This window comes from Viridibacillus arvi (assembly GCF_001274945.1).
Lineage (GTDB): Bacteria > Bacillota > Bacilli > Bacillales_A > Planococcaceae > Viridibacillus > Viridibacillus arvi.
The window spans coordinates 1,032,514-1,050,947 of sequence record NZ_LILB01000005.1; the positions used below are offsets into that span (position 1 = coordinate 1,032,514).

The window sequence follows — 18,434 nt, forward strand, 5'->3', positions numbered from 1 at the left end:
CCTTAACATACGGTAATATATTCCATCTATAAAATCGGTGAAAATAAACTACTTATTGACTCTTTTATTTGTTTCCCGAAGCTTTTATTTTTCATATCTGCCATTGTCAGTTCTCTGCTCGCTTGAAAATCTATTTTAAAATCATGCAATAAGTGATGAATTGCAGCACTAGCCTCATATAGAAAGACCATGAGTTCATGATTAAGGCGGAAGCTACGAATGTCGAAGTTAGCGGTTCCAATAGCAGCATTCTCACCGTCTACAATAATAATTTTACAATGTAAAAATGATTCTTCATCATAAGCAAATACGCGTACTCCCGCTTCAAGTAAAGTTTTAATATTGGCATTACTACCATGATAAGAAATTCCCATATCGCCTTTTCCTGGAAGAATAATTCGTACATCTATACCACTCATTGCTGCCCTCCTTACCACTGCTAAAGCTTCAGCATCTGGGATAAAATAAGGAGTTGCAATCCATACATTTTCATGCGCTGATTCGATTAAATTCAGCATGGCATCACGAATTATATTTTCTTTATCATATGGCCCGCCATATATCACCTGAGCCCAATCATCTCTTTTTTCAATCGGGGAAAAGTATTTTTTTATTCCCTTTTCATTTATAAAAGGAGTCGCTGCACCCTTTTCATTTTTCATAAATATCCAATCATTTAGAAAAGATTCTTGTAATTCACTAACTGATAACCCTTCAATACGAAGATGCGTATCACGCCAAATTTTAAAGGCATTGGTCTTAGATAAATATTCATCACCTACATTCAAACCGCCAGTGAAACCGATTTGACTATCTATAACTATTACCTTTCTGTGATTTCGAAAATTTGCCTTATGTAATAACCACAGAGATAATATTGGATCGAATGCTATGACCTCAGCTCCTGCATCAGACAATGGTTTAAGAAAAGACGAATTTAAACATTTCGCACCTATTGCATCATACATAAAGCGTACTTCTACACCTGCCTTTGCCTTTTGGACTAATAAATCTCTAATTTCAGTACCAATATCATCTTTTTTATAAATATAGAACTGCATATGGATATGACACTTGGCATTTTTTATAGCCTCCATAATAGCTGAAAACGTTGCAGTTCCATTTGTTAAAATATCAATCTTATTCCCTTTTAGTGGGTTAATCTTTGATAAATTTGAAATACGTTTTGATAAACGGGGCAGATCTGATGAATGATATTTTTTTTGTATCGCATGTGTTACTTCAACTAATTTAGCTGTTTCTTTTATTTGTGAAATCGAAAATTTACGTGTTATTGGATCTCTTCCAAAATATAAATAATAACCTGTTCCTATGACTGGGAGACCTAATATAACTGAAATCCAAGCGACTTTTGACAAGGTATTACGTATATCAAAGAAAATTAGCTTAATGACAATTGCTAGTCCAAATAACTCAATAAATATGCCAACTACGTAAGCAATTTTCATATTCCAAATAGAAAATATATATCCGATGCCTATTATGACTGCTGAAATGGCTAAAAATTGAATAACCTTCTGCATAATATCCCTCCACTTTTCCTATCCCTAATACAAAAGAAATCTACACTTATAACTTATGTATATTTTTTAAAAAATAGCTCCTATTTTTTTGAGAAACTTAAGCTTTTAAAATAATCTTTACACTGACAACTTCATAAATGTGTATACGACCAAATCTAAAATAATTATCTTTTATAAAAAGTAGTTTTAAAGGTCTTATTATGGTAGCAAAAGAAAAAAACAATCACATATTGAGTTGAACCCAAGATATAACCAACTAAAAAATTCCAGTTTAATACTAAGTGGATTAGGTATTTCTTTTTACACGAATTTCTTATCTACAAAATATATTCGACATATAAAAATAGCATAACAACAAAAACAGTTGGACTAGTATGGAACAAAAAAAGAATTCAGTCCCTTATGCTAAAACCCTTCATCCAATTTACTGCACAATATCAAAAAAGCATTATGAACAATAAAAACCCTACCATTTGGCAGGGTTTTATTTTCATGGTTTTAAGGTGTTGCAAGTAATATATAAAAATAACTGCAGGTTTATTATTTCTTATTAGCTCGATATAAATTCATGGTTTTGAATCCCTCACTGAGAATCTCCGCCATTTCTGATAGACGTTTTTCCTGTGTCTCAATACGTTTTGCACTATACACAAATCGTGCCCAATCTCGCTGATAGCCTGGTGTTAGTGCATTATAAAAATCAAGTATTTCTTTTTGGTTACTTAAATACTGTTGGATATCTGGAATACGATTAACATAATCACTGACACGTTGACTCGCTTTACTAGTAGTAGATTTTTTTACTTTCTTTACTTCATTTTTTATCCCTACAACTGTAAATGTATCATTAAAGCTAACCATGCGAGCAAACTTCATTGTACTATTTAATACATAGCCGTCATCATCTGGAGAAATTGCTGGAAACAGCGTGTCTCGCTCAATATATTCTGTATATTCTTTATTATTTTTCTTTGGATAAGCTACAAAAAGATACCCGTTGTCCTTAACTCTATTCTGTTCCACGATCTCCTTAAGCAGTGCAGTAAACTCATTTAGAGAAAAAACAAATGCAAAAACTAAATCATAATTTTCTGCCTCAAAATTCTTATCAAACTCTAGCTCATCTAATTCTGTTACATGATCCGGCATATTCAGTACTACTTTTCTCTCGTATTTTTGCAACTTTAACTTTTCAACTACAGTTTTTACTTCCGCCATCTTTTCTCTCCTATCGTGCTCAGCATAGCTATTATACGCACATTCAATAAAAGCATTTAAAATTTTTATAAATACTTTTTAACTTCATTATACAACTCTAACAAAACAATAAAATTATTAGCGCTTGCTATTAAATAAGGCTACTCAGTTATCAAAAACTGAGTAGCTATATATGACATCATACTCAACCATGTTATCGAAAGTCATAAATTACATTCAAATATATACTGCAATATCTTTCACAAAAACAGCGGTTCCTGTAATCGCTATTGTAATAGCCTCACTATTATCCACATGGACAATTACTCTACCGTCTTTACCTAACTCTTGACCTTGCTCAACAACCAAATCATACTGCCCTTTTCTCTCAGGAAGTACGTACTTTGCAACATAAGCACCCATAACGCCTGATGCTGTCCCTGTCACTGCATCTTGAATAGTACCTGAAATAGGAGCTGAGAAATGTCTAGCATGCATATCCGCATCCTCAGAAAAAGCATTCATTGAGAAAGGGTGCAAAGATGCATTCGGCATTTCCTTTAATATAGCAGGAAATGTTGCATTTTTTGGTTTCATTTTTGCAAAGGCATTCATGTTTTTAATTGGAATACATAGCGTCCAAATGCCCGTATTACCATAAACAATTGGAAATTCAGCATGGATATCCTCTATAGTAATACCAATGGAAGTGGCTAAATCATTGACAGATCCATCAAAGGATTTAAATTGCGGTTTTGCATGCTCCATTCTCAAATGATATGTATTTTGTTCTTCAGTTAACTGAATTGATAGTATGCCTGCTTTTGTTTCAATAGTTAAATTACGTTTAGGTTCGATATGTTTCTCTGTAACAAGAGAAAAAATAGTAGTCATTGTGGCATGGCCACATAAATCCATTTCATGCCCTGGAGTGAAATACCGAATACGAAGATCCGCAACATTGGATTTCATAGGAAAAGCACATTCATTAAAACCAACCTTCGATGCGATTTCTTGCATTTCTTCATCGATTAAATTATCAGCATCTAACACGATTCCAGCTGGATTACCCTTACCAGGTTTAGTTGAAAATGCATCATATTGTTTAACAACTATTCTCTTAATAAGAACACCCCTTTATCCATAATGTATATTTACAATTAGCCTATCACTATTTTTATATTATTTGTTTTATTACATTTGGCGTATTAGCAATCCTTCTAAACGAAGTTTCACATCTGACCATTCTGAATCTATAATGCTATATATTACCGTATTTCGGATTGTACCATTTGGTCGAATCATATGATTGCGCAAAATACCTTCCTTTTTTGCTCCCAATCTTTCAATTGCTGCCTGTGAGCGTTTATTCTCGTGATCAGTTTTTATTTGTACTCGATTGACACTCAATTGCTCGAACGCGAACTTCAACAATAAATACTTACATTCTGTATTAATAGGCGTTCGCCATTTTGTTGGAGTAAGCCATGTAAATCCAATCTCTAATCGCTTTTGTTGGCAATCAATGTCCAAAAATCTTGTGGATCCAATTATTTGATTTGTCTTTTTTTCTATAATAACGAATGGATATTGGGTGCCATTGATTTTTTCATATAAAGCTTGTTTTATATATTGTTTCATATCCTCAATCGATCTTATTTTCGCCGATGTATATGTCCAAATTTCTTGGAACTGCCCTGCCAAATAAAGACCTTCTAGATGACTATCCTTTAAGGGTACTAGCAATACATGTTCACCTAATAACTGAATATCTTCCATTACACTTCACTCCTTTGCTATTATTAAAACAGATTTTGATTTAATGAATAGCACCAAAAGTAAATGTTTTAACCATACCAAATGAGGTGAAGCTATGACATTGACTATTTATTTTGACCAATCTTCGAAGGCTTTATATATACAAATTTATGAGCAAATAAAACAATTAATACAGTCGCAACAGCTAGTAGAAGGTTCGAAACTCCCTTCAAAGCGCCTACTGGCAAATCAGTTACAAGTGAGCATTCATACTGTACAAATTGCCTATGAACAGTTAACTGCTGAAGGTTTTATTTCAAGTCGTGAGCGTTCTGGCTATTACGTAGCACCATTTCTAGATGAATGGCGAATAAAAATATTTCCTAAACAAGAAGAAGTAATTATTAATGATGTTTCAGATTCTATAGACATAGACTTTAATTCTGGCCAGATTGCGTATAATCATTTCCCCTTTAAAACTTGGCAGAAAATAACAACTAATCTTATGCGAGCAGATATGACTTATCATAGTCCATGGCAAGGGGAAAGGTCTCTTCGCGAGCAAATATGTCAATACGTTTATTTATCGCGAGGTGTATCCTGTACAGTAGAACAAATATACATATGTAATGGTACTCAATCTCAGCTCTCCTTACTGTGTAGATATTTCGGTCCAACAGCATCGGTCGGATTTGAAGAACCTGGGTTTTCGCGCGCCTACTCCATTTTCAACCAGTATAGAATGAATATTGTTTCTATTCCTGTAGATGCACTAGGAATGTCCATTCCAGAAGAGCCACTTAGCCTGTTATACACGACACCTGCACATCAATTTCCGCTTGGTATGATTATGCCCATCCAAAGAAGATACGCACTTCTTCAATGGGCATTACAAACAGATGCGTATATTATTGAAGATGACTATGACAGTGAATTTCGTTACAGTGGCAAGCCAATCCCTTCACTTCACAGTTTAGATTACCAAGATCGTGTCATCTATTTTGGCACATTTTCAAAAGCGTTACTTCCTTCCTTACGCATAAGTTATATGATTTTACCTAATGAACTAGTAAATGACTTTAACGACTTTTATACTGAACAAAAATCCACTGTATCGCGCATAGAGCAACTATCTATTGCTGAGTTTATGAAGCAAGGACATTGGGATAAACATCTGGGGAAAATGCGTACATTATATCGAAAAAAACGTGATATTCTCGTTACACAATTAAAATTGAAACTCGGAGAAAATGTTCAGATTATAGGTGAGAACGCAGGCCTTCATTTAATTATTCACCTAAAGCTAAACATTTCAGAAGCCTCTGCTATCCAAAGAGGTATGGAATGTGGGGTGAAGATTTATTCTGTATCGCATTATTATCATACTTCACCAAAGAATACCCTTCTTTTATTAGGCTATGGTGGACTAAATGAAGAACAAATCACTGATGGCATTAATCTTTTAGCCAATGCATGGATAGGTTGATATGAATTTAAAAAGGCTACTAAAATCAGTAGCCTTTTTCCACCTAGATACATAGACTTATTATATGTATTGAATGTTAGTGTTCAATAATTTTTATCGACTTGTTGTTTGTGTCTATCTCTACAATCCCTCCTATAGGAAAAGTAAACATAGGCTGAATATGACCAAAGCTTGCATTATACATCACAGGTATGCTCTTCAAAATTGGATGTTTATCAAAAATAAAATGCAAATGCTCGTCAGTCACTTGAGATTTATTTTGGAATTTACCAATCACCAGTCCCTTTAAATTGACTAATTTCCCCTGCTGTAACAAGGAAGTAAAATCACGTGCAAATGTTAGTGGATCTGTTAATTCATCATCTTCAATAAACAAAATGACATCTTTTAAATCTGGCATAAATTCCGTTCCTTGTAGTAAATTGAGAGTACATAGATTACCACCATATAATGTACCGTTCGTTAACCCACCATTATAAATTTTCAAACCCTCATTTGGAATTAAGTTACGATTATCTTGATCTCTAAACCACGCATCATCACTCCAAACAACCGACTGCTCAATCTCATAGGCTTCGTCTTGCATGAGGCATTTTTTGAAAAAAGTCCTTTGATAATCCTGTTCCTTCCGCATTCCAAAACTTGAAAAGTGAGGTCCAGAATATGTGACTAAACCTGTTTTAGCTGTTATTGCCCATGCAAGCGCTGTAATATCGCTATAGCCACATAGAATTTTCGGATTCGTCTTTATTAGTTCATAGTTGATATAGGGCAAGATCTCATTGACATTAAATCCACCAATGACTGTCAAGATTCCTTTTACATTTGAGTCTGCGAAAGCAGCATGTAAATCTTTCACTCTCGCTTGAATTGAAGAAGAGAAATGTAAATCGCTATCATATACATGCTCTCCAAAAGTCACTATTAAACCCAGTTCCTCCAACTGCTCAATTGCTTCTTGAATACCCTCTTTAGATAAAATTTGCATACTACGACTAGGTGCAATAATACGTATTTCATCACCTTTTTTTAACTTTGGTGCAATCATTCTAAAGCCAACTCCTTCTTATTAAGTTTACTAGTACAATATTTTGAAACGTCCATAACTTAAAGTAAAAAGCTTCAATCTTTTAAATAATAGTTGTAATGATAAAGATTATTCTGACTAATATCAAGTGTTGATTTTTCAACTGCCCTTCTTTGTATTTTAAGAATTGTATTAATAAATTTTCAGATTTAAACAATGTTAATCCACAGTGTCATAGCAAAATTATTTTTATCCCAACAAAACACAATTGCTTTAGTTATTAATGGCGGAACGTATTTTTTACTAATTACACAATCCAAGAAGGATTTTCAATAAATTAATACCTATTAGGTTTTACTTAGTTCTAAAAATATTTATTTTATAAAGTGATGCCCTTACCAATTATTTTGAAGTGAATAGCATGATAATGATAGGAGGTGAAATAATGAATTATGAGATGAAAAGATGTAGTAAGTGCAGTAAATATATCTGTACTTGTAATAATGACCCTGCTCGAGGTCCAAGAGGGTATAAAGGTACTATAGGCCCTGTTGGACCTCCTGGACCTCCTGGACCTAAAGGTGAACGTGGGCCTAGAGGATTCATGGGTCTTCCCGGAGCTGATGGTGAACGTGGTCCTAGAGGCGCTGATGGTGAACGTGGTCCTGCAGGCGCTGACGGTGAACGTGGTCCTGCAGGCGCTGATGGTGAACGTGGTCCTGCAGGCGCTGATGGTGAACAAGGTCTTAGGGGGCTAAGAGGTTTCCCTGGAGTGAGTGGACCACCAGGACCTGCCGGATCTACTGGTCCTGGCTCAATAATTCCTTTCGCATCAGGTATTCCTGTTAAACTTACAACTGTTGATGGGGACGTTGGAACAACTTGTTTAATCGGCTTTGGGAACTCTGCATCAAACGTTATGCTAGATGGGACAAAAATAAATCTTACAGGTTCTGCTGGAGCACTTCTGAATTTTGCATTTTCTATTCCTCGTGATGGAAAAATCACTTCGATGGATGCTTTCTTCAGTACTTCAGAGGCTCTATCTCTAGTTAATTCCACTATCACAATTACAGCTCAATTATATCAATCAACTACACCAAATAATCTATTCACTCCTGTTCCAGATGCTATTGTAATATTATCTCCTAAACTCTCTGACAATCTTCCTCTAGGTTATGTAAGTCACGGAATCACTACAGGATTAAATATAAAGGTAACAGCACAAACACGACTATTAATGGTATTTTCTGCAGCAGCCACTGGTCATTCACTTGATAATATGGTAGCTGGGTATGCTAGCGCAGGTCTTTCAATTAGTTAATTCCTTAAGGTTAGCTATCTTAAAAACTGCAATTCTTACCTAATAGTTGATGAAAAAAACATCCATAAAATACATCATTATTTGATAAATTAATTTTTGAAATAATTAAAATTATTAGAATCTTACTTAATTAATACCACATAATATTACTAGACTGACAAAGGCAACTTTTCGTATAAAATAAAACGAAAAGTTGCCTTAATTCGTATTTTCTCTATCTAACTTTCACAAATATTACACTATTAACTATGCAACAACTGCTTCTAAAAGTGTAAGTTTAAGTGCAGCTATATACAATTCAGAGATAGATGAAATTAGTATTTTATAAAAGACATCTTTTTATATGTAAATAATCTATTTGTTAAATCATCATTTTCATAGAGGCAAAAAATGAATTATTATCCGTTATTATCTACAGTAATTAAATTCAATGTATAATGTTCAAATTCCGTGTCGTGAACAAATCCATTCTTTTCATATAACTTTTTTGCATTAATATTCGTGAGAGCCGTTTCTAACGTTAAATAACTAGCATCTGTTTGTCTACCTAGTTCCATTGCTGATTGTAATAATTGCTGCGCAACGCCCGATTTCCGATTATCTTTTGTTACGAACAAGTCATTTATTATCCAAGCTTTTTTCATTGATATGGATGAGAAGGTTGGATAAAGTTGTGTAAATCCTACATACTCCTCTCCCTTTTTCACTACAAATATGACCGAATCCTTATTAGTTAGACGACTGTGGATGAATTTATAAGCCCCTTCTATATTTGTTTTTTGCTCATAAAATTGGCGATACATATCGAACAACCCCGCTACACCGACCGTATCAGCTAAATCTGCTTGAAAAACATTCATTTCATTACTCCCCTTTCATAAATAGAAAAATTCTATCAACAACAAAAACAACTTCTCTTATAAGCAGAAGTTGTTTTTGGCATTTAAAGTGATTGTGCAACAGGTTCTTTGTTTATTTCAGGCAGTAAATTATCCACAATTATACTGTTCACTGCATTTATATAAGCTAATGCACTTGCTTTGATGACATCTGTATCAGTTGCCTTTGCAACATACTTTTCACCCTTATATTCTACCTGTAACTTTACTTTACCTAATGCTTCTTTCCCTCTTGATACACTGCTAATTTTGTACTCCAATAAATTTATATCGATATCAATGATTTCTTTGATTGAAGAGTAAAGTGCATCAATTGGACCTGATGCTTCAGCGCTACTTTTGAAAATTTGATCACCCTTTTTAATCTTGACACTTGCTGAAGGGAAAATCGTATTACTAATGACTTGAAGATCCAACAGTTCATAAAAATTGTCACTATGGTGTTGAATTTCTTCATTCATATCATGTCTTTTGAAGTATTTTTCTACAATAATATATAGATCATGGTTATATACTTCTTTTTTCGCATCAGCTAATACTAAAAAGTCAGCAAAGATTTCTTCGAATTGTTCGTCTGTTAGTTGGTTAAAGGCTAATTTTCCAAGTGCATTTTTCACTGCATGGCGTCCAGAGCGGGCTGTTAAGACCAGTTCCATATCATCTAAACCAACTTCAGTAGGACTAATAATTTCGTAAGCATCACGTGATTTTAGTAAACCATCTTGGTGAATACCTGATGAATGGGCAAATGCATTATCTCCTGTAATAGCTTTATTCACCTGTACATCAAGCCCCATTAAGCTACTCACTAGCTTAGATGTATTCATAATTTCTTTTGTTTTAATATTTGTATTTGCATTGAAAAATGGTGAGCGTGTATTTAAAGCCATCACTACTTCTTCTAATGCTGCATTTCCAGCGCGCTCGCCGATTCCGTTGATTGTACATTCAACTTTATCCGCTCCATTTTTTATAGCAGCCAATGTATTTGCTGTAGCCATTCCTAAATCATTATGACAATGTACACTTAAAAGTACTTTATCATTCAGATTTTTTAGGCGGTCATTCAATTTAAATATAAGTTCACCGAATTCTTCTGGCACGGCAAAACCGACTGTATCAGGAACATTAATCATTGTAGCACCAGCTTTTACAACCGCTTTAATTGTTGACCATAAGTATTCAAAATCAGAGCGTGATGCATCTTCTGTAGAATACTGCACTTCCGGCAAAAGCGTTTTAGCATATTTGACAGCCTCTACTCCTATATCTAAAATTTGATTTTTTGATTTACCAAATTTCTTTTCAACATGAATGTCTGAAGTACCAAGAACCATATGGATTAACGGCTTTTCAGCATACTTCACGCTATTATAAACCGCATCAATATCTGCTTTAACAGCACGTGCTAGAGCCGTAATCATTATGTTATCCGTATTCCCGACCTTCATCGCAATTTCTTTTACCGCATTAAAATCTCCGGCCGATGATGCTGGGAAACCCGCTTCAATAATATCTACTTGTAATTTCTTTAATTGATGAGCTACTTCTAGCTTTTCGTATAAATTTAGTTTGGCCCCCGGAACTTGTTCCCCATCACGTAAAGTCGTATCAAACACCCATATTTTTCTCGACATTTCACATACACTCCTTTTCTTTTATAAAATAATAAAAAGCCCCGCCTCTATAGAAACTATAGAGACGAGGCTGTGCTCGCGGTACCACTCTAATTGATCCATGTCTACTACATGAACCCACTCAGTTCGATGGCTATCACCATCTATTCTTTTAACGGCAGAATCCCGACATCCGTTACTATTCATTCACGGAGTAGCTCTTGGACGAGTTCAAAGGCAAATAACTACCGGTTTCCACCAACCACCGGCTCTCTGAATAGCTTATTTATCCCTTTACTATTTCCAATCATTGCTCATTCGTTATTTGATTAGTTATGATTCTAACCTTTGAATTCTTAATAGTCAATATAATTATCAGAAAAATTTAAATTTTCTTTTAAGAATAAATTTATAGTTATAAACATAAAGGAACTATCGTATTGATTAGACATTTATTTTGCTTAAAATAAGATTATTAATTTTTCTTTAAGTAGTTCACTGCGTATTGTACATATAACTCAGAACCAACTTTCAATGTATCCTCATCTACATTGAAGCGTCCATGATGGTGTGCCCATTGTGAATCTTTTTCGGCATTACCACAGCCAACTAAAGCAAAACAACCAGGTACTTTATCAAGATAGAAACTGAAATCTTCTCCGCCCATTGTAGGATCATCAAGGTAATATGAATCTTCTCCGAATGATTGTTCAATAACTTGACGTGCTAACTCCACACTATCTTTGTCATTGATGACAGCTTGTGTACCGTAGTCATACTCAACTTCGGCAGTACCACCATAAATTGCGGCAACTTGCTCTGCATATTGATGAATTTGCGTTTCTATATGTTGACGAGTCTCTACATCAAAACAACGAACCGTCCCTTCAAGAACTGCATTTTCAGCAATAACATTAAAACGAGTGCCAACCTCCATTTTACCTATTGTTAGTACTGCTGGTCGTAACGGATTAACTGTCCTAGATACAACTGTTTGTACATTTAATGCAAATGATGATGCTATCATTACAGCATCTACCGTATCATGTGGCATTGCTGCATGACCACCGCGACCTTTGAATGTTACTTTGAAGAGATCCGCCGATGCAAAAGCTGGTCCTGGTGCACATTGGATTTTATATGAAGGTGTTTGAGACCAAATATGGATACCAAACACATTATCCACCCCATCCACTGCACCTTGGCGAACCATTTCCTTTGCACCTAATGCTACTTCTTCAGCAGGTTGAAATATTAAACGAATATTTCCCTCTAGTTCATCTTTAATTTCATTTAATGCTTTTGCAGCAATTAATAGCATTGCTGTATGAGCATCATGTCCACATGCATGCATTTTGCCATCTTCTTGTGAGCGATATTCAAGCTCACGATTTAATTCATAAACAGATAACGCATCCATATCTGCACGAAGAGCAACCGTTTTACCTGGCTTCCCTCCTGTAATATCCGCAATTACACCTGTTGGTTCAGTTGTTCTATATGGAATATTCAGTTGTTTTAAATAATCGCATACAAACTGAGTTGTCTTAAACTCCTGCCATGATAACTCTGGCTCTTTATGTAATTTACGACGAATGGCAACTAACTCATCATTATAACTTGCAATGATTTCTTTTATATTTTTTCCCATTTGAAGGACCCCTTTATTATTTAATCCAGGTTACAAACAAACCTGCTAACACAACAGAAACTATCGTAACTGTGATGAAACCACCAACAAGCATCGGTGGAAGCATATGACTGCTTAAGAATTCACGTTCTTTTTTATCTGTAGTTACAGCGTTCACAACTTCATTTGTAATAATATAATCTGCTGGGAATCCATATAAGGCTGTTAATGATACAGCGAACGCCATATTTGGATTTACTTTTAAAATTTTCCCTACGATAAATGAAAAGATGTACATGCCAATTACGGCAAGACCGATACTCACAATTAAAGGTGTAATTATTCGTAGCATCATTTCTGGTGTAGCATTTTTTAAACCATCAAAAATAAATAACATTAATGCCATAATAGCGAAACCGAAACCATTTGCTTTTTGCAATGGCTGCTTTTCTAAGAAACCTAGTGAAGTAGCAATAACACCAAACAGTAAACATAGTACCAATGCATTTACTGTAATAATTGGTGCTAATGCAGTTGATGTAAAATACGCTAAACAGCCTACAATAGCTAAACGGAAAAATTTGAAATAATCCGTATTGTAGCGATCAGGTAATTTCTTAAATAATCTTGGTTTTTCTAGTTCTTCTTCTTCTTCAACTGTTATCTCCTGTGCTTTCATCTCACCAGAACGATATAGCTTTAATAAACGATTTCCTTCTTTTTTTAAGAAAATTGAAGTTAGCGGATAACCAGCAAAACCTTGAATAACATATATAACAATTGCGAAAACAGCTAGATCATCGTACCCTGCATTTGCGGCTCCCTCAGACATAATAAGAGCTGAAACTAATCCACCAACAAGTGGTGGAATCGCTACGATCATCGTTTGCATATCGAAAATCAAAGCACCTATTGTAAATAAAATAACGATGATCCCTAAAATCCCTGATAGTGCAATAACTATTGTTTTCCACTGATTTCTTAATTCTTTCAATGAAAGTAAAGTTCCCATATTCGTAATTAATAAGTACATCATCATTGTTGCTACGATTGCTGGAATACCTGCAATCTCTACAATATTCTTCGGGAAAAAAGTCCAATACCCCAATAAAAACAGTACCGCGCAAACAAATACAGATGGAATCCATGCTTTCGTTTTAGTTGCCACAACATCGCCAATATATAAAATCCCTAATAAAATTACAAGGGCAAGCATTTGAGCCATAACATAACCTCCAAGTAATAAAATTTGTAATATTACAATAACACTAAATTTTCTGAATATGTATATAATTAATATATTTCGAGAAAATATTAACTTTATCTAGCTAATTAATAACATAAAACATATTTCGATATTTAAATATAGATAAAACTTCTTTATTGAAATAGTAAGTTTATTCCTTATAAGAGATAATATCATTCATTAAAGAATAGTCTTTTCTCTCAGTAAAATTAGTGAAATAATGAGTAGTCATCTCCTCAGCGAAGTACTATCTACACAACTTACAAGCTCAAACAAACCCATCCCTCTCACTATTGATCAACTGAATAGCATTGTGAATTTTCTAAATTAAAAGTACAATTGGAATTATATTTGTTGGTACTATACATATTTTTAGGAGGAAAGACTTTGAGTAAAATTCGAATTGGTATTGTAGGTTATGGTAATTTAGGACGTGGCGTTGAAGGGGCAATTGCGCAAAACCCTGATATGGAATTAGTGGCAGTATTTACTCGTCGCGATCCTTCTTCATTAAAAATCGCGAGCGCTAATGTGCCCGTATATGCGGTAAATGATGCTGAACAATTTAAAGAAGCCATTGATGTCATGATTTTGTGTGGGGGGTCTGCTACGGACTTACCGGAGCAAGTACCTCATTTCGCACAATGGTTTAATACTATTGATAGCTTTGATACACATGCCAACATTCCGACTTTCTTTGATGCAGTAAATGCGGTTGCAGAACCTGCAAATAAAGTGAGTATCATTTCAGTTGGTTGGGATCCAGGTCTATTTTCATTAAACCGCCTTTTAGGAGAAGCAGTGTTACCTGTTGGCAATACTTATACTTTTTGGGGTGATGGCTTAAGTCAAGGCCACTCTGATGCAGTTCGACGTATTGAAGGCGTTAAAAATGCAGTGCAATATACATTACCGATTGAAGAGGCAGTAAATCGCGTACGCAATGGAGAAAACCCAGAATTAACTACTCGTGAAAAACATGCCCGTGAATGTTTTGTTGTTTTAGAAAATGGCGCAGATGCAGTGAAAATCGAAGAACAAATTAAAACAATGCCAAACTATTTCTCTGATTATGATACAACTGTTAATTTTATTTCTGAAGATGAACTTGCTACAAATCATAGCGGTATGCCACATGGTGGGTTTGTTATTCGAAGTGGTGAATCTAAAGCAGAACATAAGCAAATTATGGAGTTCTCTTTAAACTTAGAAAGCAATCCATACTTCACATCAAGCGTCCTAGTTGCCTTTGCACGTGCTGCTTTCAAACTTAACAAATCTGGCAACAATGGAGCTAAAACAGTTTTCGATGTACCTTTTGGCTTGTTGTCACCAAAATCAGCAGCTGAACTGCGTAAAGAGTTATTATAAAAATTAAAAATAAAAGGCTGACACTGTCTTCATGACATGTCAGCCTTTATTCGATTAATTTAATTATCAAGATTCACTAAAAACCTTCCGTCATATTGACTTTTATCCTCTCGACAACTATGATGAATAGTGATTCTTACAAAAGACTCAATAATCTCAAACAAGAAACCTTATGCTGCCTTCTATCAATTGAAGGGCCCATAAGGTTTTTTGTTATTCTACAGAATTTTAAATAACTGAATACTCAATTATTTTTGGTTATGTAGATTATGTCATGTACAGTTGAAGAGTATCTCGCTAAAATGATCTTTTGATGAAGTTATGCACAATCCTCTTTAACTCATTTCTCACTAATATTAAACGCATATCAACATTAATGAATCAGTAAATTCTTCTAATTACATATTAGTACATACGTAGACATCGGTTTAATAGCATTTTTTTGTATTGCTTCTTTCAGTATCAATATTTCACTATGCAGTAATAGGACCAACTTTTCTGGAATATAATCTACAGCCATCAGCTCACTGGCATAATCTTGGATAGTAAAGTCCACTTCCCATTCTCCATCCTGTAATTCCGGAGAGAAAATTATATTCTCTTTTTGGATTTCCCAGCCAGTTTGCTGAATTATTTTCTTAATATCCTCTGCCGTGAATAATGTACGGATATTAGAGATACTTGTTTCTTTATATACTTCATATTGAGCTTGAATTAATACAGCCAGAAAATGAGGATACTGTTCAATATTTGTTACCCTTGCATCCCATTCTGCAAAGCATAATGTTTTACCCCATTTTCTAGCCTTCTTTAATACTGCTGCTAGCTGCTCGGCTGACTGGAAATACCAAGAACAGTGCGATAACACAACTATATCAAATGATGGTTCCGGAAAATCAATTTCGTCCCCAATCACATCTGTAGCTAAATTTATTTGTATTTGTGCACCTAATTTTGAGGCTTTTAAATGCCTGGTTGCTTCTCCTAATGTGATGGGGCTACCATAATCTGCAGCCGCGACATCAATACCATGAACAAAGCCTTCTTCACCTACTAGATGTGCTAATACTGCTGTAGTATCCCCTTGTCCACAACCTATTTCCAATACTCTCATCCCTTTTTTGATTGAACAAAACTGCGCTAACTTCAAACGATGTGCTGTCTGGATTTTTTGAATTGTACTATCGTTACCATAAATGGCCATACAGTCTACAATTTCTTCTATTATCTTTTCATCCATCTAGTTACCTCCAACACTTAAATTCATATTGTAATATCTTCCATACTAAATTAGACTATGTGTACAATCAACTTAATTTAATAATGTATAAAAAAGGAGTGAATTTTATGTCTTCAATCCAATTAACAGATGTACAAAAGCACTTTCAAAAAAGATCCATTATTCAAAATGTCAGTCTGTCTATTGACTCAGGAAAAATTTTTGGACTAATCGGTCCTTCTGGTTGTGGTAAAACAACATTAATCAAACTAATAGTAGGTATGTTAAAAGCGGATGCAGGTCAAATAGAAGTTTTTCAGCAAACTGTACCAAATTACAATTTACTTAAAAGAATTGGCTATATGGCACAATCCGATGCTTTATATAGTGATTTAACTGGAATGGAGAATATGCAATTTTTTGCGAAGTTATATTCTTTAAATAAAGCAGAAAGAGACAAACGTATTGCTTATGCTGCGGATATTGTCCAACTAACAAATGAGCTTTCTCAAAAAGTACAAAACTACTCTGGCGGTATGAAACGAAGACTCTCTTTAGCCATAGCACTGCTTCAAAACCCAGATATTCTTATTTTAGATGAACCAACTGTAGGTATTGACCCTGCTCTAAAACTCACAATCTGGCAAGAGCTTGAACGTCTGAAAAAAATAGAGAAGAAAACCATCCTTCTAACTACACATGTAATGGATGAAGCCGAAAAATGCGATGAGCTCGCTTTAATGCGAGTAGGTAAAATAATCGCAACTGGAACACCTACTACATTAAAAGCACTATATAGCGCAGACACATTTGATGAAGTGTTTTTACGAGCTGGGGGTGCTAAAATATGAGAATTATTGCTTTAGTAAACAGAATAATTCAGCAAATGCTAAGAGATAAACGGACACTTGCACTACTATTTCTTGCACCGCTACTCATCTTGAGTTTGATGTACTTTATCTTTCATACAGAAGATAGTTCTCCGAAGCTTGGGGTGATTGGTGGAGATACGAAAATAGTTAAAACATTAGAAAATGCTAATATTGAAGTAGAAAAGTTTAACCAGCTTTCTCAAAAAGAGGCACTTGCTGAAGGTTTAGACGGTTGGCTAACAATTGAAAATAAGCAACTCTCTTTGACCTTACAGAATGACTCACCTAGTAAAGCAAAAGCATTACAAATGCAGGTGAAACAAGCACTAACAACCTTCCAAATGAATAGTATTTCTAGTAAAATTCCGGATCTTGGAGTGACTATAAATTATGTATATGGTGATGAAAATACCCAGTTATTTGACATCATTAGCCCTATTTTAGTCGGCTTCTTTGTTTTCTTTTTCGTCTTCCTCATTGCCGGAATTGCATTATTAAAGGAACGTACTACAGGCACATTAGAAAGGTTATTAGCTACACCCATTCGTCGTCATGAAGTTGTACTTGGCTATTTAATAGGCTACGGACTATTTGCTGTCATTCAGACATCAATCGTCGTTTTATATGCTGTGAAAATACTTGATATTGTTCTAGTCGGATCTATTTGGTATGTTCTACTGATTAATTTATTGCTCGCATTAGTTGCCCTGTCATTAGGCATTCTATTATCTAGCTTTGCATCTTCGGAATTTCAAATGGTTCAATTCATTCCACTAGTGATTATTCCGCAAATTTTCTTTACAGGATTATTTCCACTGGATGGCATGGCGGATTGGTTGCTTTCAATCGGTAAAATCATGCCACTATACTACGCCGCAGATGCGCTTACGGGTGTTATGTATAAAGGGTTTGCATTTACAGATATCCTTGTTGATCTCGGTGCATTACTATTATTCTCAATTCTATTCATAACCTTAAATTTCGTCGCTTTAAAAAAATACCGCGCTATTTAATATCGCTAAATACTAAAATAACACGCTCTATATAAAGTGCGTGTTGTTTCAGTACTTCGACAAAAGGTACTCAGAATTCTTACACCCTGAATGTCCTTTGTTATTTTTATTAATTTTGGTTAATTAAGATCCTCTTTTATATATAAAATACTCTTTGAGTGTTACCTTGTATTCCCATTTTGAACTTTGCCAAGTTCAATTTGCGAATTTTTTTAAATCACAGCGGCAAAAG

At 34.7% G+C, this 18,434-nt stretch carries 15 protein-coding genes and 1 other annotated feature; of the genes, 5 read left to right on the top strand and 10 right to left on the bottom strand.

All coding sequences use genetic code 11. From position 1 onward, the window contains the following. Positions 1 to 26 precede the first annotated feature (26 nt). The 4 genes from cls to AMD00_RS14295 form a co-directional block, all read right to left on the bottom strand. On the bottom strand, positions 27 to 1,544 hold the full coding sequence (gene cls / locus AMD00_RS14280; protein ID WP_053417684.1) for a cardiolipin synthase: 1,518 nt from the start codon (positions 1,542 to 1,544) through the stop codon (positions 27 to 29). A 540-nt stretch (positions 1,545 to 2,084) separates the two neighbouring features. Beyond that, positions 2,085 to 2,762, bottom strand: coding sequence for a YdeI/OmpD-associated family protein (locus tag AMD00_RS14285; RefSeq protein WP_053417685.1), 678 nt, complete (start codon positions 2,760 to 2,762; stop codon positions 2,085 to 2,087). Between the two features lie 216 nt (positions 2,763 to 2,978). Next, the gene (locus tag AMD00_RS14290) at positions 2,979 to 3,866 is read right to left on the bottom strand and encodes a PhzF family phenazine biosynthesis isomerase (protein WP_053417686.1); all 888 of its coding nucleotides are present in this window, start codon (positions 3,864 to 3,866) and stop codon (positions 2,979 to 2,981) included. 69 nt (positions 3,867 to 3,935) lie between these two features. Then, positions 3,936 to 4,520, bottom strand: coding sequence for a GNAT family N-acetyltransferase (locus AMD00_RS14295; protein WP_053417687.1), 585 nt, complete (start codon positions 4,518 to 4,520; stop codon positions 3,936 to 3,938). Positions 4,521 to 4,614: 94 nt separating this feature from the next. Between AMD00_RS14295 and pdxR the strand changes: the two genes are divergently transcribed. Then, on the top strand, positions 4,615 to 5,985 hold the full coding sequence (gene pdxR, locus AMD00_RS14300) for a MocR-like pyridoxine biosynthesis transcription factor PdxR (RefSeq protein WP_053417688.1): 1,371 nt from the start codon (positions 4,615 to 4,617) through the stop codon (positions 5,983 to 5,985). 76 nt (positions 5,986 to 6,061) lie between these two features. Here pdxR and AMD00_RS14305 read toward each other — a convergent pair whose 3' ends face one another. Beyond that, complete coding sequence (locus AMD00_RS14305; RefSeq protein ID WP_053417689.1) at positions 6,062 to 7,033, bottom strand: S66 family peptidase; 972 nt, start codon at positions 7,031 to 7,033, stop codon at positions 6,062 to 6,064. Between the two features lie 424 nt (positions 7,034 to 7,457). Here AMD00_RS14305 and AMD00_RS14310 point away from each other — a divergent pair, with 424 nt between their 5' ends. Next, complete coding sequence (locus tag AMD00_RS14310) at positions 7,458 to 8,336, top strand: exosporium glycoprotein BclB-related protein (RefSeq protein WP_053417690.1); 879 nt, start codon at positions 7,458 to 7,460, stop codon at positions 8,334 to 8,336. 398 nt (positions 8,337 to 8,734) lie between these two features. Here the strand turns inward: AMD00_RS14310 and AMD00_RS14315 are convergent, their stop codons facing one another. The 4 genes from AMD00_RS14315 to AMD00_RS14330 form a co-directional block, all read right to left on the bottom strand. Continuing rightward, the gene (locus tag AMD00_RS14315; protein ID WP_053417691.1) at positions 8,735 to 9,196 is read right to left on the bottom strand and encodes a GNAT family N-acetyltransferase; all 462 of its coding nucleotides are present in this window, start codon (positions 9,194 to 9,196) and stop codon (positions 8,735 to 8,737) included. A gap of 83 nt (positions 9,197 to 9,279) precedes the next feature. Beyond that, positions 9,280 to 10,872: a 2-isopropylmalate synthase gene (locus tag AMD00_RS14320; protein ID WP_053417692.1), complete on the bottom strand. Its 1,593-nt coding sequence runs from the start codon at positions 10,870 to 10,872 to the stop codon at positions 9,280 to 9,282. Positions 10,873 to 10,929: 57 nt separating this feature from the next. Continuing rightward, positions 10,930 to 11,171, bottom strand: a binding site (T-box leader). A gap of 155 nt (positions 11,172 to 11,326) precedes the next feature. Beyond that, positions 11,327 to 12,502 (bottom strand): M20 family metallopeptidase, encoded by a 1,176-nt coding sequence (locus AMD00_RS14325; RefSeq protein ID WP_053417693.1) that lies wholly within the window; start codon positions 12,500 to 12,502, stop codon positions 11,327 to 11,329. Positions 12,503 to 12,518: 16 nt separating this feature from the next. Beyond that, positions 12,519 to 13,706, bottom strand: a complete 1,188-nt coding sequence (locus AMD00_RS14330) for a hypothetical protein (RefSeq protein WP_053417694.1) — start codon at positions 13,704 to 13,706, stop codon at positions 12,519 to 12,521. 408 nt (positions 13,707 to 14,114) lie between these two features. Between AMD00_RS14330 and AMD00_RS14335 the strand changes: the two genes are divergently transcribed. Continuing rightward, the gene (locus AMD00_RS14335; RefSeq protein ID WP_053417695.1) at positions 14,115 to 15,098 is read left to right on the top strand and encodes a diaminopimelate dehydrogenase; all 984 of its coding nucleotides are present in this window, start codon (positions 14,115 to 14,117) and stop codon (positions 15,096 to 15,098) included. A 394-nt stretch (positions 15,099 to 15,492) separates the two neighbouring features. Here the strand turns inward: AMD00_RS14335 and AMD00_RS14340 are convergent, their stop codons facing one another. Further along, positions 15,493 to 16,338, bottom strand: coding sequence for a class I SAM-dependent methyltransferase (locus AMD00_RS14340; protein ID WP_053417696.1), 846 nt, complete (start codon positions 16,336 to 16,338; stop codon positions 15,493 to 15,495). 107 nt (positions 16,339 to 16,445) lie between these two features. Here AMD00_RS14340 and AMD00_RS14345 point away from each other — a divergent pair, with 107 nt between their 5' ends. Together AMD00_RS14345 and AMD00_RS14350 are read left to right on the top strand one after the other, a co-directional pair. Continuing rightward, positions 16,446 to 17,168 carry an ABC transporter ATP-binding protein gene (locus AMD00_RS14345; RefSeq protein WP_053417697.1) on the top strand — a complete coding sequence of 241 codons (723 nt, stop codon included), beginning with the start codon at positions 16,446 to 16,448 and terminating at the stop codon, positions 17,166 to 17,168. Then, positions 17,165 to 18,202, top strand: coding sequence for an ABC transporter permease (locus AMD00_RS14350; RefSeq protein ID WP_053417698.1), 1,038 nt, complete (start codon positions 17,165 to 17,167; stop codon positions 18,200 to 18,202). Before AMD00_RS14345 ends, AMD00_RS14350 begins: the two co-directional genes overlap by 4 nt. Positions 18,203 to 18,434 lie beyond the last annotated feature (232 nt).